Origin of the sequence: Mycobacterium sp. OTB74, from assembly GCF_029892685.1 — a bacterium.
Taxonomy (GTDB): Bacteria; Actinomycetota; Actinomycetes; order Mycobacteriales; family Mycobacteriaceae; genus Mycobacterium.
The window spans coordinates 65,841-81,710 of sequence record NZ_JARXVD010000016.1; the positions used below are offsets into that span (position 1 = coordinate 65,841).

14 protein-coding genes and 1 other annotated feature are annotated in these 15,870 nt (G+C 61.0%); of the genes, 7 read left to right on the forward strand and 7 right to left on the reverse strand.

Going from position 1 to position 15,870, the window contains the following annotated elements; genetic code table 11:
* Positions 1-7: 7 nt before the first annotated feature.
* The 6 genes from M2432_RS20195 to M2432_RS20220 all read right to left on the reverse strand — a co-directional run bounded on the left by M2432_RS20195 (position 8) and on the right by M2432_RS20220 (position 7,806).
* Positions 8-1,306 carry an ATP-dependent 6-phosphofructokinase gene (locus M2432_RS20195; RefSeq protein ID WP_280828614.1) on the reverse strand — a complete coding sequence of 433 codons (1,299 nt, stop codon included), beginning with the start codon at positions 1,304-1,306 and terminating at the stop codon, positions 8-10.
* A gap of 135 nt (positions 1,307-1,441) precedes the next feature.
* Positions 1,442-2,560 (reverse strand): adenylate/guanylate cyclase domain-containing protein, encoded by a 1,119-nt coding sequence (locus M2432_RS20200; RefSeq protein ID WP_280828615.1) that lies wholly within the window; start codon positions 2,558-2,560, stop codon positions 1,442-1,444.
* A 54-nt stretch (positions 2,561-2,614) separates the two neighbouring features.
* Positions 2,615-3,490 carry a 3-hydroxyisobutyrate dehydrogenase gene (gene mmsB / locus M2432_RS20205; protein WP_280828616.1) on the reverse strand — a complete coding sequence of 292 codons (876 nt, stop codon included), beginning with the start codon at positions 3,488-3,490 and terminating at the stop codon, positions 2,615-2,617.
* 10 nt (positions 3,491-3,500) lie between these two features.
* Positions 3,501-4,661 (reverse strand): acyl-CoA dehydrogenase family protein, encoded by a 1,161-nt coding sequence (locus tag M2432_RS20210; protein ID WP_280828617.1) that lies wholly within the window; start codon positions 4,659-4,661, stop codon positions 3,501-3,503.
* A 9-nt stretch (positions 4,662-4,670) separates the two neighbouring features.
* The gene (locus tag M2432_RS20215; RefSeq protein WP_280828618.1) at positions 4,671-6,188 is read right to left on the reverse strand and encodes a CoA-acylating methylmalonate-semialdehyde dehydrogenase; all 1,518 of its coding nucleotides are present in this window, start codon (positions 6,186-6,188) and stop codon (positions 4,671-4,673) included.
* Positions 6,189-6,387: 199 nt separating this feature from the next.
* Positions 6,388-7,806, reverse strand: coding sequence for a wax ester/triacylglycerol synthase family O-acyltransferase (locus M2432_RS20220; RefSeq protein ID WP_280828619.1), 1,419 nt, complete (start codon positions 7,804-7,806; stop codon positions 6,388-6,390).
* A 548-nt stretch (positions 7,807-8,354) separates the two neighbouring features.
* Here M2432_RS20220 and M2432_RS20225 point away from each other — a divergent pair.
* From M2432_RS20225 to M2432_RS20255, 7 genes are all read left to right on the forward strand, one after another.
* Positions 8,355-8,504 carry a hypothetical protein gene (locus tag M2432_RS20225; RefSeq protein ID WP_280828620.1) on the forward strand — a complete coding sequence of 50 codons (150 nt, stop codon included), beginning with the start codon at positions 8,355-8,357 and terminating at the stop codon, positions 8,502-8,504.
* Between the two features lie 548 nt (positions 8,505-9,052).
* The gene (locus tag M2432_RS20230) at positions 9,053-10,336 is read left to right on the forward strand and encodes a lipase family protein (RefSeq protein WP_280828621.1); all 1,284 of its coding nucleotides are present in this window, start codon (positions 9,053-9,055) and stop codon (positions 10,334-10,336) included.
* Positions 10,337-10,551: 215 nt separating this feature from the next.
* On the forward strand, positions 10,552-11,463 hold the full coding sequence (locus M2432_RS20235; RefSeq protein ID WP_280828622.1) for an amidohydrolase family protein: 912 nt from the start codon (positions 10,552-10,554) through the stop codon (positions 11,461-11,463).
* Positions 11,464-11,694: 231 nt separating this feature from the next.
* Positions 11,695-12,897 (forward strand): CoA transferase, encoded by a 1,203-nt coding sequence (locus tag M2432_RS20240; RefSeq protein WP_280828623.1) that lies wholly within the window; start codon positions 11,695-11,697, stop codon positions 12,895-12,897.
* A 141-nt stretch (positions 12,898-13,038) separates the two neighbouring features.
* On the forward strand, positions 13,039-13,335 hold the full coding sequence (locus tag M2432_RS20245) for a transposase (protein ID WP_280828624.1): 297 nt from the start codon (positions 13,039-13,041) through the stop codon (positions 13,333-13,335).
* A 4-nt stretch (positions 13,336-13,339) separates the two neighbouring features.
* Complete coding sequence (locus tag M2432_RS20250) at positions 13,340-13,927, forward strand: DDE-type integrase/transposase/recombinase (RefSeq protein WP_280828625.1); 588 nt, start codon at positions 13,340-13,342, stop codon at positions 13,925-13,927.
* A 19-nt stretch (positions 13,928-13,946) separates the two neighbouring features.
* Positions 13,947-14,162, forward strand: a complete 216-nt coding sequence (locus tag M2432_RS20255) for an IS3 family transposase (RefSeq protein ID WP_280828626.1) — start codon at positions 13,947-13,949, stop codon at positions 14,160-14,162.
* 45 nt (positions 14,163-14,207) lie between these two features.
* On the opposite strand, the gene M2432_RS20260 is transcribed toward M2432_RS20255, so the two are convergent.
* Positions 14,208-15,439 (reverse strand): IS3 family transposase gene (locus tag M2432_RS20260; RefSeq protein ID WP_280828627.1). Its coding sequence is split into 2 segments (ribosomal slippage): positions 14,208-15,136 and positions 15,136-15,439, totalling 1,233 coding nucleotides; the frame shifts between segments, so codons are not numbered across the junction.
* Positions 15,009-15,140: a sequence feature (AL1L pseudoknot), on the reverse strand. It overlaps the preceding gene by 132 nt.
* Positions 15,440-15,870: the final 431 nt, after the last annotated feature.

Genomic DNA, 15,870 nt, shown 5'->3' on the forward strand with positions numbered 1-15,870 from the left:
ACGTTATTCAGTCGTCGCCGAAAGCCATCTCGCCCTGTCCCGTCACCGACAGCACCGTCTGCCAGAGGTAGCCGTTGGTATCGATCTTCTTGCGGGACGACACCGCGAGCGGGATCGGGACGTGGGTTAACCGACGGCGCCAGGACCCGACAACCATGTCCGTTTTGCCTGCCATGCCGGCGTGTACGGCTGCGTGCCCCAATCGTAGACAGAAGTTGGCATCTCTGGCATTGGCAGGCAGGCTGCGAATCATGTAACTGGGATCGATGTATTTGATATTGGCCGGAAATCCTTGGGCACCAAAAGTTTCCTTGATTGCATCCCTCAGGAACGCGCCGATGTCGCCGTGACGACGGTTGCCTGATGCATCCCACTCCTCTTCCTTCGCGAGCAGAGATTGGCCCGCCCCTTCAGCCACGACAATCACCACGGAACCGTCGCGTTCGATGCGCTGTCGCACAGCGTGGATAAGGCCCCCCATACTGAACTCGATTTCGGGAATCAGACAAATGCCGACCTGGCTATCCGCGAGTGTGGCGAAGCTCGCGATGAATCCGGAGTCCCGTCCCATCAGTTTGACCAGGCCGATGCCGGCTCGTGCGCACGACGCCTCTACGTACGCCGCGCGAGTCGCCTGCCGTGCCGCCTCAACCGCGGTATCGAAACCGAAAGACATATCGATGAACGAGATGTCGTTGTCGATGGTCTTGGGCACCCCCACCACCGCAATCTCAAGTTCGCGACGCCGTATCTCCTCGACGATCGCATGCCCTCCGCGTAGCGTCCCATCGCCGCCAATGACGAATAGCAATTGAATTCCCATGTCCTGCAACCTGTTAACCATTTCATCGACGGGTTGCGGTCCGCGGGACGAACCGAGAATCGTTCCCCCGACTTGATGAACTTGATTGACCCGCCGGGTTGTCAGCTCGATTGGCGGCAGTCCCTTTCGATCAACTAGACCCTCGTAGCCGAAGCGGAATCCGTAAACTGTTGGAACACCATACTTTTCGTGCAAGCAGAAGACAATCGAGCGGATGACGTCGTTCAAACCGGGACACAGCCCGCCACACGTGACGATGCCACATCGGAGCACAGCAGGGTCGAAGTAGATCTTCGTCTGCGGCCCCGCGAGCTCAAAGGAGGGCGGGTCGAGCCCATCGTGCAGTTGCGCACGCAACTCGTCGATATCCGTTCGGAACAACAGCCGTTTCGAGATATTCATGAAACTATTGGCCCGTAACGGAGAAGGAATGTCGCATCCGCCCAATGCGTCGATTTCGAAGTCACGCAGTGTTGGTTTCATATCACGCTCACTAATGACCAAAGCCCAGGTGCGGACCAACCGAATATTAGGGGAATCTTGATGATGGTGTCGTGCAATGGCAATGCCGCGTCGGTGGTATCCATGTAATCCCCCTTCGAGGGAGAGGTGCGGGTCTCAGTGATGGGCAGCGCGGTGCGCGTCATATAGCACGACTTCACCGCGAATTCCCTTGAGCTGACGTGCTTCTGCGAATGACCATCCGATACCCGGTGTTTCGCCAATCGTCCTGCGTGCCGCCTGGGTCACCCGTACCGTCCCTGCGGGCGCCACACCGGTGACCCGGCTGGCCATGTTGACCGGACTGCCGAACCAGTCACCAGAACTGCTGACGGCGCGACCGAAAGCCACACCTACCCGCAGCCGCGGAAAATCGTCAGCAGCAGCTGCGTCGACAAGGTCGAGCACCGTGGTCAGGAGCTTATGCGGGTCCGAGGACACCATCATCACGGCGTCACCGATCGTTTTAACGAACTGGACCGGGCTCGTGACCAGGTCTCGAGCTAGATCCGCCAGGCGCACCGCGACCTGTCCGAGTTCTTCAGGTGCAACCTGCTCTCCTAGCCGCGTGAAACCAACCAGGTCCGCAAACGCAACCGCTACATCCCGAGCCCCGGGCAACGTGCCGGTGGCCCGCTCGTGCGCATTAATCGCTTCGGTCTCAAACGAATGCCGCAAGGCTAGCCGCATGAGGCTGTCGACCATCGGGCCAATCACGGCATCGGCGTCGTGCGCCAATAGGTCGACGGTCTGGGCCAATTCAAGCTCAGATGCGCCCGGGTGTAGCGCTGCCTTTAAGGCTGCCCGCCGCATCGTCGCCGCTGCAGGATTGAGGCCGTCCATCAGTAGTCGGACGATGAGCACAACCACGTCGCGATCTAGGCCAATATCGACGAGTCGCGCAGCCGCGAGGACCGACTCGGCGTCCGCACGCGATTGCCGCACGTCGGGCTCCAACCGGACCAGGCCAGCCGCGCGGTGCAATCGCTGCAACAGTACGAGATCCACGCCGGTGGACTCAGACACTTCGCGCGCCGACGTCGATGTTCCATCGTCGCCGATGCTACGGATGGCCGGTAGTAGAATGGGGCTGTACTCGGCACGAATCTGGTTGATATCAAACCCATTCGACAGCAGCCAGGAGATGATCTCGATGCGCTCGTCACGCGCTCGACCTTGCAGACCGTCGAGGAGCCCCAACGCCGCTATGTCATGCTCGGACGGAACTGTCGGCACAGCGGCAAAATACAACGTCCCACACCCTCCGGTCACGCTTTTGCGGCTCAGACGTCAGGACTTCCTGATCATTTCGATGACGGCGCTGAAATCTTTGGCGGCGTGCTCGGCGGCGAATTTGGCGTAGATTTCGGCGGCGTGGCTACCCAGCGGTGCAGCTGAGCCTGTCGACGACACAGCATCCATGGCGAGGCCGAGGTCCTTGTTCATCAGGGCAGTTGCGAAGCCCGGCGCGAAGTCGTTATTCGCCGGCGATGTCGGTACCGGCCCTGGAACGGGGCAATTCGTCTCTACTGCCCAGCAGTTCCCGGTGGCACCAGTGATCACGTCGAACAGGGACTGGGCGGACAGTGCCAGGTGCTCCGCCAACACGAACGCCTCGCTGATCGCGATCTGATGGACGGCAAGCACCATGTTGTTGCAGATCTTGGCGGCCTGTCCGGTCCCTGCGGCACCGCAGTGAACCACCTTGCCTGCCATCGCTTCCAGCACCGGGCGGGCTCGTCGCACCGCGTCGTCCTCGCCGCCGACCATAAATGCCAGCGTGCCCGCGGCCGCGCCCTTCACCCCGCCGGACACGGGCGCGTCAAGCTGAGCGAAGCCGTGCTCAGCGGCCATCGCATGCACGGTCCGGGCATCCTCGACTGAAATCGTCGAACTGTCGATGAACAGCGCTCCCGTCCGCACAGTAGGCAATATAGCTGCGTAGCAGTCCTTTACAATCTTGCCGTTCGGCAGCATCGTGATCACGATGTCAGCGTCGGCGGCCGCCTCGGCCGCGGTGTCGAACGACGTCACACCCTTGTCGACAGCGGCAGCGCGCGCCGCGGACACAGGGTCGAAGCCTCGCACCGTATGTCCGGCCGCCACCAGATTGGCCGCCATCGGGCCACCCATGTGGCCGAGTCCAAGGAACGCGATCGTGGTCATCAGTTCTCTCCTATGCGCTTGCCCGTATGGCCTCGGCTCGCCCAATCACGACCCGCATGATTTCGTTGGTACCCTCAAGAATCCGATGCACCCGCAGATCGCGGACGATCTTCTCCACCCCGTACTCGCGCAGGTAGCCGTATCCCCCGTGCAGTTGCAACGCCGCATCGGCCACTTCGTAGCAGTTTTCGGTGACAAATAGCTTCGCCATCGCGCACCGTTCGATCTTGTCAGGATCATTGTTGTCCAGTGCAGATGCGGCTCGCCACAGCATCAGCCGCGAGGCCTGCAGATTTGTGGCCATGTCAGCCAGCGCGAACCGGAGTGTTGGCTCGTCGATGAGCTTGCCGCCGAACGCATCTCGATCGCGAAGGTAGGCGGTGGCCTTGTGGAACGCTGCCTGTGCACCGCCCAGTGAGCAGGCAGCAATGTTCAGCCGGCCACCGTTGAGCCCGTTCATGGCGATACCGAAGCCGGCGCCTTCGCCGTCCGCACCACCCAGCATCGCGTCGGCCGGGACACGCACGCCTTCGAGGACGACCTGCGCAGTGGGCTGAGCATTCCAGCCCATCTTTTGTTCCTGGGCGCCGAAACTCAGACCAGGCATGCCATTTTCGACGATGAACGCAGAGATCCCGCGTGGGCCGTCGATACCGGTTCGAGCCATCACCACGTACACATCGGATGCACCGGCACCGGAAATGAACTGTTTGACGCCGTCGAGCACATAGTGGTCACCGTCGCGAACCGCCCGGCAGCGCAGCGCGGCGGCGTCGGAGCCGGCGGCCGGCTCGGTCAGGCAGTAACTGGCGATGGCTTCCATCGAGGCCAGCTTCGGCACCCAGGCCTTTCGCTGTTCGAGCGTCCCGTAGGTGTCCATCATCCACGCACACATGTTGTGGATCGACAAGAACGCGGCGACGGCCGGATCAGCGGTCGCCAGCTGTTCAAAGATCCGCACCGCGTCCAGCCGCCGCAGGCCGCAGCCACCGACATCTTCGTGGCAGTAGATCGCTGCCATTCCCATCTCGGCTGCTTCACGCAACTGGTCGACGGGGAAGTGGTGGGACTCGTCCCACTCTAATGCGTATGGAGCAAGGCGCTTTTCGGCGAACTCGCCAGCCGCCTCGGTGATGACGCGTTCGTCTTCGTCCATGCCCAAGTAGTCCATGGTGCCTGGCTATTTCATTGTCGGAATGGAGAACTCGGCGCCGTGGCTACCTGCTGGCCAGCGCTGCGTCACCGTCTTGACCTTGGTGTAGAACTGAATCGACGCTGTCCCGTGCTGGTTGAGGTCGCCGAACCCGGACCGCTTCCAGCCGCCGAAGCTGTGATAGGCCACCGGCACCGGGATCGGCACATTGACGCCGACCATGCCGACCTGCACCCGGGAAACGAAGTCGCGGGCGGTGTCGCCATCGCGGGTGAAGACCGCGACACCATTGCCATACTCGTGCTCCGACGGCAGCGTCAACGCTTCTTCGTAGTCCTGGGCACGGACGATGCACAGCACCGGGCCGAAGATCTCGTCCGTGTAGATCGACATGTCCTTGGTGACATGGTCGAACAGCGTGGGGCCGATGAAATAGCCGCCTTCGAGGTTGGCGTCTCCGAATTGCAGCTCGTCGCTGGCGCGTTCGCGGCCGTCGATGACAATCTCGGCGCCCGCATCAACCCCCTGTTGGATGTAGTCGCGCACCCGCTCCAGGGCCGACTCGCTCACCAGTGGGCCGTAATCAGCCTTCGGGTCCAGGCTGTGTCCCACCCTCAGGTTGTTGACCCGATCGATCAGCCGTGCGCGCAGGCGTTCTGCAGTTTCCTCGCCGACCGGGACGGCGACGCTGATGGCCATGCAGCGCTCTCCGGCGCTGCCGTAGCCCGCACCGATCAGCGCATCGACGACCTGGTTCAGATCAGCATCGGGCATCACGATCATGTGGTTCTTGGCCCCGCCGAAGCACTGCGCGCGCTTGCCATTGGCCGCCGCGGTCGAATAGATGTACTGCGCGATGTCGGAGCTGCCGACGAAGCCATAAGCCTTGATATCCGGATGGAGCAACAGCGCGTCGACAACCTCTTTGTCGCCGTGCACCACCTGGAACGTACCCTTGGGCAGACCCGCTTCAGTGAACAACTCGGCCAACCGAACAGGGACCGACGGGTCCCGCTCGCTGGGCTTAAGGATGAACGCGTTGCCGCAGGCCAGCGCAGGGCCGGCCTTCCACAGCGGAATCATCGCGGGGAAGTTGAACGGAGTGATCCCGGCGACCACACCCAGCGGCTGACGCAACGAGTACACGTCGATGCCGGTACCTGCACCTTCGGTGTACTCCCCCTTGAGCAGGTGCGGAATGCCGATCGAGAACTCGACGACCTCAACGCCACGCTGGATGTCGCCACGCGCATCGGCAACCGTCTTGCCGTGTTCCAACGACAGCAATTCGGCCAATTCGTCCATATTCTGGTTGACCAACTCGACGAACTTCATCATCACGCGGGCCCGACGCTGCGGATTGAACGCCGCCCACTCCTTCTGAGCCTCAGTAGCAGAGGCGACCGCCGCGTCGACATCGGCAGCCGCGCCCATCACGACCGTCGCCTGCACGTGCCCAGTGCTCGGATTCAACACGTCGCCCGTTCGGCTCGAGGTACCTCCGGTGCGTGCACCGTCGATGAAATGTGGGATCTGTGTCGTCATCGGATTGTCCTTCAAAAGAGCGGCGAAATAGCCAAAACTGGCATGAGCGCAATGGTATTCAGCAACCTTCCTCCGAGTCATCTACCTAACGGGTAGAACTGCATGCCCCTACGGAGGGGGCGGTCGCCCATGGCAGGTCGACGTCGACATAGTCGCTCGCCTCGCGGTCACTGCAGGGTTCAAGCACCCGCCGGCATCGTTACGTACGTACCCGCTTTGCTAATTCGGCCATCTCGCTATGAAAGTCATCGAGCAACGCCCAAGCGTCGGGTAGCCCCTTGGCATCGCCCACAATCCCCACATCCAAGCTGCCGTTGTAGCTGACCACCGTCATGTTGAGGGGAAGGGCCTCAAGGATCAGGCTGATCGGGTACCAACCGAGCAATGGAGCGCCGCCACATTCCAAGGCACCTGGAGGGCCGGGGACGTTCGAGACAAGGACGTTGGCGGGCGGTCGAACCCAGCGCGAAGATGCCAAGTTCATCAATCCCCCGGCCACCAGACCAAACATTGGTGCTGGAATAGGCTCGTTGGCGTCACGCATAAACGTCGGCCCAGCCGCTTCCTTTCTGCGTTTCGCGTGGACAAGCGTGTCATGTGCAAACTCGATGCGTTCATCCAGCGTCGGAAGATGTGTAGGTAGCGGCACAACCATCGATGCGAGCTCATTGCCGAAGCGGTCGTTCGACGCCGAACTACGCGCCGATACAGGGCAATACGCGACGAGCGGCTCGTCGGGTAGTTCACGTTGGGCAATGAGCCTGCGGCGCAGAGCGCCACCGCACACCGCGACGACCACATCATTTACGGTGCTACCAAAGAGCCGCTTGGCCGCCTTGGCATCGGCCAATGAGACCTTCCCGAACGCGACAGTGCGCTCCCCGCAAAGCCTGACGTTAAAAGGCGTTCGGGGCGCGTCAAGTCGCTGCGAACCCCAATCTCCCCTGACGGCACTAGACATCTCGTGAACTCCCGGCAGCGATCTCGCGATCGGATGCAGGTCAAAATTGGCAAGAGTGTTGGGAAGAGAACGTGCGACGCGCACGGGCCGCAAGGGCAGACTCGCCAAACCGCGAATAGCCAGCCCGACGCGACTGGGTTCGGAATTGGGCCGCCTTCGGAGCGGGCGACCGGAAGCCGCCTCATCGGGGTCCTCGTGTAGCGCGGCAAAGATTTCAGCCGCCGCGACACCATCGGCTGCGGCGTGGTGGATCGTGATTCCCACTGCAGTACGGCCAGATAGGCCGTGAAAGACTTGCACCTTCCACAACGGCTTGCTGCGATCGAGCTTCTTGGATAGAACAGCCCCAACCTCAGTGGCAAGCGTTGCCTCGTCGACCGGTGCAGGCAGTGTTGACTCCGTCACGTGATAGCCCAGATCGGGGTCCGTCTCAACGAATACCGGATGATCCAAGCCGAGTGGGACGGTCGTCAGCTTCCAACGCAGCGGCAGAAGTCCAGGGTGATCAATCCGTTCACTGATCAACCGGCGCATCTGCGTCGCGGTAATCTTTGCCTCACCGCTGGTGTCATAGATTGCTAGTCCCATGTAATGGGAACAGGCATTGCCGCTTTCGCCGGCGAAGAACTGAGCATCAAGGGCTGTCAGGCGTCGCATGTCATGCTCCTTCGACGTAAGGCCCGTCGTCACTTACTCACATCAAAGCACCTTCGTTATCAACTTCCAGGTCGAATTGATTCGCCGTACCCCGTTGGTGGACAACGGGTCACGACGCTTCGGCCATATGCGGGATCGACGATCCCCCCAGTTGGGGATAGCCGGATCCAGGTAGGCCGCGATGGTTGAGTCGGGGGTACCTCCTTGTCCACCAAGTGGGTAATCGCCAGTGATTCGATGTGAAGGCTCGCGCGGAAGGTGATTTGATACGACAAACACCTCATTGACACCAGACTGGGACGACATGCGGCGCCCTGCGGGACTCGACGCACACACAGTTCCTTGTTGGCGAGCAGGAGGCGCGTGCTCCCACTATTGGCTCTGGCTATTTACGAAACGCGTGGCCATGCAACGACGCCAAAGTCTAGATGCGCCAACTGATTGGTAGCCGCGTCGATGCACCTGGTTTGCTTTTTTCCGTAGGAATTGACGACGATGCCGTAAAGGGACATCTGCATGGAGACGATCGCCGTGGCGATCGTCGGCACATGACTGCACTGTCGCCCTGCGACGCCACCAGCTTGGCCGGGCACTCAGATCCCGTGCGCTCGCCCGCGACACGGGATGCCGTCATCGATTACGCACCCAAGCGCACCGACGACACCCTCCGCCATCTCAAGCGCATCGAGCTCGCGTGACATAACCACTCGCGCAACACAGTTACCGAAAGGTTCGAGATCCAGCCACCGCACGACGCCAACTGCGCGACCACGCTCCATCAGCCGCGGCCTGCCTAAGTAAAGGATCCCGACGTTCAATTCGTTTTGCTTGGGTCCCCCGGTGCAGGTAAAGGTAAACCGGCCCAGAGGCTTTCAGGAAAATTGGCATCCCGTCCGTCTCGAGCGGCGAGGTCTTCCGCAAGTATGTCGCCGAAGGTACCGCACTGGGACTAAAGGCCCAGCGATACCTCAACGCCAGCAAATGGTGCCTACCGACCTCACCAACTCACTGGCCGATGATCGTATCGATCTGACGATGAAAATGGCTCTATCCTCGATAGATTCCTACATGCGGTCGACACTGGATGTTGCGGCAGTAGACCAAAGACCGATGCGGTCAACCTTTGCCTCGGGCTTGGGTACGCAGAACCCATGCAGAACCCGACCGCCCCACCACCGGGTCGGGCAGGTTCGAGCGCGATATCGGATTCCCTTATAATGGACCGACCATTTGTTACTGTCAGACCATGCGACTGATTGCACCGTTCGTCACCGCACTGTTTGTCGTCCTAGGATCATGCATTGCACCCCTGCCACGGGCCACTGCCGACGAGGGGCAATACAGCGACTTTTACACTCCGCCAACCCCATTGCCATCCGGGAAGCCCGGCGATCTGATCAAAACCGAACCGACGCGACTGGTCTTGGAACCGTCGGGTCAATTGGGGGCGTACGTAGCCGACGGCACCCGCATCATGTATTTGAGCACGGATGCCCGCAACCAGCCTGTCGCTGTTACTGGAACCTACTTCGAGCCCGATAATCCCTGGCCCGGCAAGGGCCCACGCCCCTTGCTGTCGTTCGCTGTCGGCACATACGGGCAAGGCGACCAATGCGCCCCCTCACGCCTGTTCAATCAAGGCATCCATTTTTCCAGTGGGCTGGACATCATGGTCAACTACGAGGAGGGCTTCGTCGCCACCTTGCTGGCGCGCGGATTCGCGATCGTGGTGACCGATTATGAAGGGCTGGGCACCCCCGGTGTCCACACCTATCTCAACCGCGAAGCGCAAGGCCACGCTGTTATCGATGCAGCGCGCGCGGCCCGGCATCTAACCGCAACGTCACTGAGCCCCTCTGGGCCAGTGGGCTTTTGGGGATACTCACAGGGCGGCGGAGCTGTGGCGTCTGCGGCTGAATTGGCGCCAACATACGCTCCCGACCTCGACGTCGTCGGAGTCTGGTCAGGCGCCCCACCTGCCGACATCTCAAAAGCCTTACCGTTCCTGGACGGCAGCTTTCTAGCCGGCGCTCTCGGTTACGTCCTTAACAGCACTATCGCCGCGTACCCTGAGGCAGAGCCCACGATCCGCAATTCGCTGAGCGTCTACGGCGATGATTTGCTCAACCGCACGAAGGACCAGTGCGCCGCTGAGACGATGCTTACGTTCGCGTTTCACCGACTTCAAGAGTACTTCGTGATCGATCCTTACGAGCTGGGCGAGCTACAGCCCCTCAAGACCATCTTTGCCAATCAACGACTGGGGAAATTCCGACCCACAGCTCCAATAATGCTGGACCAGAACCGATTTGACCCTCTTGTCCCCTACATACCTACGCGCCAGCTGGCCAGCGACTGGTGCCAGAAGGGTGCCGATATCGAACTCTGGACCAATGAAGCGCCTCCATTCCTCAACAAACTCGGCATCAACCACATGCTCACGCCATTGGTTGATGGCGAGCGCGGGATGCAATGGATGGCCGACCGATTCAACGGACTGCCAACAACACCGAACTGCGATCAATTATGAGTGTCGAGGTGGAGCGTGTCCGACGAGTAACTAAGCTTCCGGCGCCCTCGCTCTCTAGATAAGCACGCCTGACGAGGCCATCGCGAATCAGTCGAAGCGGAACAACGTCCTCCTCGCACGAAGTCCGGCAGGGTTGCGGTTGTCAACGAACCCAAAATCACCTATTTTGTTAATGGTCAGGCCAAACTGATTGCTCGGACCTCGGAGGAGCTCACGTGTCCGGTGTCATCGACATCATGAACTACGCACCGTACGTCGCACCTGGTCTGTCGGGAACGGAATATCAGTACGAAGAATTCCAGACGATGATGCGCACCACCCTGCGGCCACTGCTCCGCGACGGAATCGTGACCACCCAGTGGGGTCGCGAAGTCAAGGTGGATGATCCCCCTACTGAAGCTGATCCCACCCTGCACCTCGAGCAGGCCATCGCGCAGCTGGACCGCGAGGGCTGTGATGCGATTGTGCTGGCCTGCCTGAAAATGTGGTCACACCACCACCACCACCAGCTGATCATCGACATGCCCGAAGAGGTCGTGGCCGAAGCGGTCAAAGTCGCCGGCGATCGGTTCATCGGCGCAGCGGGCTACAACCCCTTTCGGATCGCCGAAAGCCTGCAGCGCATAGAGACGTTCGTGCGCGACTATGGCTTCAAGTACGTCTACTTTCACCCGATGACCTTTGGCATCGCCCCCAACGACCGGCGCTGCTACCCGCTGTACGCTAAGTGCTTGGAACTAGGTATTCCGGTGGGTATGCAGGTCGGCCACTCCGCGGAGACGCTGCCGAGCAACGTTGGTCATCCGATGCTGGTCGATGACGTGGCTATCGAGTTCCCTGATCTCAAGATCAATCTGTCGCACACCGGGTGGCCGTGGACCGGGGAGTTCATCTCAATGATGTGGCGCCACCCCAACGTGTATGGAGATATCTCGGCATACTTCCCGAAAACGCTTGACCCCGGACTGGTCAGGGCAATGGATCGTCAGTTGCGCGGGAAGATCATGTTGGGCAGCAATGGTTTCGATCTCACTCGTTGCGTCCGCGAACTGCAGGAACTACCAGTGAAAGATCAAACCAAGGAACGAATCATGCGCGGGAACGCCATCGAGTTCCTCGGCCTGTAGCCCCGAGAGGTCGGGAGGCACCGGCATGGTGGCGGGAGAATGGGATCGACGGACGCCCCGGAAAGCGTTGGGCGGCATACGTTCTGGGCTCAAGCCTCGGGAACGGGTTTGTCGTCGTCGCGGGGACCGACGTACCCGAACCGCTCAACCATCCGCGAGTCTGGTTCAGGGTCCAATCCCATGCAGCCATTTGGCGACACGATCGGCGGCTGAAGGTGCAGTGGTGATTTCGTGACGACAGATTCGGGGGCCGGCGCACTTGGCGGCGTCATCGTTTTAGACCTGGGGCAAGTCTACGCAGGTCCGTACTGCACACACTTGTTGCGCATGCTCGGCGCAACAGTGATAAAGATCGAACCGTTCGGCGGCGAGCCGATACGGTGGCGCTCGACCGGCGAAACTTCAGGTCAAGCTTTCCTGATGCTCAATGCGGGAAAGCAGGGGGTCCGGCTCAACCTCAAACATGAACGCGGACGAGCGCTGTTTCTAGATCTCGTCGCAGGCGCAGACGTTGTCGTCGAAAACTTTGCGCCCGGAGTAATGGATCGGCTTGACCTGGGTTGGGAGACACTTCATGCGGCATGCCCGTCTTTAATTCTGGCTTCCGCCCGAGCGTACGCGGATCATCCTGCAGCGCAGGGACTTAGGGGAATGGATATTACCGTGCAGGCAATGACCGGCGTCGTATCAACGACCGGGTTTCCTGACGGTGAGCCAGTAAAGGCCGGTCCAGCCGTCGCGGACTTCGCGGCGGGCACGCACTTGGCGGTTGCGATTCTTGCGGCGCTTTACCAGCGCGACCGCACGCACGCTGGTCAACATGTCTCAGTCGCGATGCAGGACGCGCTCCTGCCAGCGTTGACTTCGAACATCGCTGGGCTGATGGAAGCCGGTGATTCCTTCGTAGAAAGGACAGGAAACCGTCACGGCGGAATGGCGGTGTCCCCTTACAACATTTATCCCGCCGCTGATGGCTGGGTGGCAATCTTGTGCGTTCGTACCAAACACTGGCTCGACCTTTGTCGACTGATGGGCCGCGAAGATCTCGCGAGCGACCCCGTATTGGCGACTCCGGCGGGAAGAGTGGAGATGATGGATGTCGTCGACGCGGCGGTAACTCAGTGGACAGCGCGGTTGACCAAGAATGAGATTGTTCACGCTCTTCAACAGGCCGATATCCCAGCCGCCCCGGTGCGATCGTTAACTGAAGTGATCCAGGACCCTGTCATTCGCGAGAGCGGCATGCTGGTCGACCTCGGCGAGGGTAATCGGGCTTCAACGGTGTTCGGCAGTCCGGTCCGCATGCTTGATTCTCCGGTGCCAGCTAGAGGGCCTGCTCCGCTGCTGGGCGAAGACACTGAAGACGTCCTGCGACGGTTCCTGGGACTCACCGATTCTGAGTTTGGCGAACTTCGACAACAGAATGTCATATAGGCGCCCGGGTCGGCCCACAAATTCGGGGTCGCACATTTTCTGAATCGCACTGGTTCCGATGGAGGCTCTGATGTGCCCCGGGTTATCCGGAGTCGGTTTGCTTGACTTTTGGTCACGACATCCGACAAAGGAGCCGTGTCCATGCCGAAGCGTTACCCCGAAGAGTTCCGCCGCAAAGTGCTCGACTTGGTGGCCGCCGGCCGCCCCGTTGCCCAGGTCGCTGCCGACTTGGGCGTCAGCGACCAAACGATCTACGGCTGGCGTAAACAAGAACTGATCGACACCGGCCAACTGCCCGGTCTCAACCGGGCCGAGCAAGCTGAGCTGAACGCCGCAAACAAGCGCATCCGGGAACTCGAAAATGAGGTGGCGATCCTGAAAAGGGCTCGTGAGCTGCTGCGGGAGCCTCGTGACCCAAAAGGCGATACGCGGCCATAGCACTATGGCCGCAGAAGGATTGCCCGTACAGAAAGCGTGCCGTCTGCTGTCGGTGGCCGAATCGGGTTACTACGAGTGGCGGTCCCGGCCGCCATCGGCGCGGGCGGTGCGCCACGCCTGGTTGACCGAGCAGATCCGCGCTGTGCACACCGCCTCCCGCGGCGTCTACGGCGCCCGTCGGGTGCACGCCGAGCTGACCCTCGGACTGGGGCTGGTCGTCGGCCACAACCAGGTCGAGCTGCTCATGGCCCACGCGGCGATCAAGGGACTACCGGGTAACCGGCGCCCAAGAGTACGCCACGAGACGCCAACAGCCGCTGATCTGGTCGAGCGAATGTTCACCCGTGAGCAGCCAAATCGATTGTGGGTCACCGATATTACTGAACATCGCACCTATGAAGGCAAGGTGTTCTGCGCGGTGGTGCTGGACACCTTCTCCCGGCGCGTGGTCGGTTGGTCAATCGACTCGAGCCAGACTGCGGCACTATTCACCACAGCGACGCGGCTCGCAATTTACGTCCATCCGCTACGGCGAACGGCTCGCCGAGATCGGCGCGGTGCCCTCCATCGGCACGGTCGGGGACAGTTTTGACAATGCCCTCGCCGAGACCGTGAACGGCTATTACAAGGCCGAACTGATCTACGGACCCACCCGACCCGGGCCGTGGAAAACCGTTGAGGACGTCGAGCTGGCCACCCTAGGCTGGGTGTACTGGCACAACACCAGCCGCCTGCACAGCTATCTCGGTGACCTACCCCCGACAGAGTTCGAAGCCGCGTTCTACGCTACGAACCGGAAAGACCAACACCTGGTCGAAATCCAATAGCCCGAGTGATGTGCCCCGGGTTTGGCGGTGTCGCCGTACTTGATTTCAGGCCACGGGTTGGGTGGATTGATGTAGTAGTTCGAACTCTATCGGAGTGCGCATTCCCAGGACGGAATGGCGTCGTTGGCGGTTGTGGAAGATCTCCAGGTAGTCGAAGATCGCGTTGGCGAGCTCGATCCGCGTTTTCCACTTTTTGCGGTTGAGTAGTTCGGTTTGCATTCTGCCCCAGAATGATTCGATCATCGCGTTGTCGTAGCAGTCGCCGATCGATCCCATCGACGGCACTAGCCCCGAGCGTTTGGCCCGATCGGTGAAGGCCCACGAGGTGAATTGAGATCCGGCGTCGGAGTGACATCGCAAGCCCGGCAACAGGTTTCCGCGTGGCCAACGGGCCATCTCGATGGCATCGAGGACCATGGTGGTGCGCATGTGCGGGGCGACGCGCCAGCCGACGATCATCCGGCTGAAGGCGTCGACGATGAAGCAGACGTAGGCCACCCCGGCCCAGGTCGGCACGAACGTCAGGTCGGTGACCCAGAGCCGGTTGGGTGCGTTCGCGGTGAAGTCCCGGCCGACCAGGTCGGGATGCCGCGCTGCCGCGCGGTCGGGTTTGGTGGTACGCACCCGTTTGCCCCGGCGTGCGCCGACTATGCCGGCGGCCCGCATGTGCCGGGCGACCTGATCGCGCCCGACGTCATGGCCGGCGCGGCGGGCTGCTTTCCAGAGCTTGCGCGCCCCGTAGACGCGGTAGTTGTCCTCCCACAGCGCCTTAAGCGCAGGCCCGATCATCGCGTCACGGCGCGCACGGGCCGACGGTGGCCGTGTTTTGGCCGCGTAGTAGGTGCTCGGGGCCACCTGCACGCCTGCCGATCGCAGGACGGTGCAGATGGGCTCGACCCCGAACTCGTCGTGGTTGGCGTCGATGAACGCGACTATTTCTTGTGTTGGCGGTCGAGCTCCGCCCCGAAGAAACTGGCTGCACGCTTCAGAATCTCGTTGGCCCGCTTAAGTTCTCGTATCTCCTGCTCGAGATCGTTGACCCGCTGCGATTCCGCGGTGGACACCCCCGGTGCGTAGCCGTCGTCGATGTCAGCCTGACGGACCCACGAACGCACCGACTCCACGCCATAGCCGAGCTGGCGGGCGACCCGATACACCGTCCCGTGCTCGGTGCCCAGCTCCGCGCGCAACGTACGAACCATCCGCACCGCAGCGGCTTTCTCCTCCGCGCTATACCTGCGCGTGATCGGCTTCCCTGGCGACTGTTCACTCGACATGACTCCATCCTCGTTTCCAAGGTCAGGAGCCTCCACATTTCCCAGACCGATTCACCGCATCCAGCGATAGCCAGCTTGGGATCGTATCTGCAGGCATACGCAGTAAGGTCGACGGCCAGCGTTTGCAACTCTACTTTGGAAGCCTGGTCGGTCTCAAGTGCAACGACGCGGTCGAGCAATAGATTGAACGAAATTGCCTGTCGCTCTTCAAGAACGCGTAGCCCGGCCACCCGCAGCACACGTATCGCACCGGCGCGCTTAGCCGCGGAATCAATATTGCACTGTCCGAGAACCGCGGTGACGACATTAACGCCGTGCTCCTGATGGGTATTTGATTTCAGGAGGGACCGCACGATGTATTCAGGGACGTCTAGCGCTGGGCCCGAAGACGTCGTTGCCGTCCGTGTCGCTATTTCAAGGACTTCCCGGAA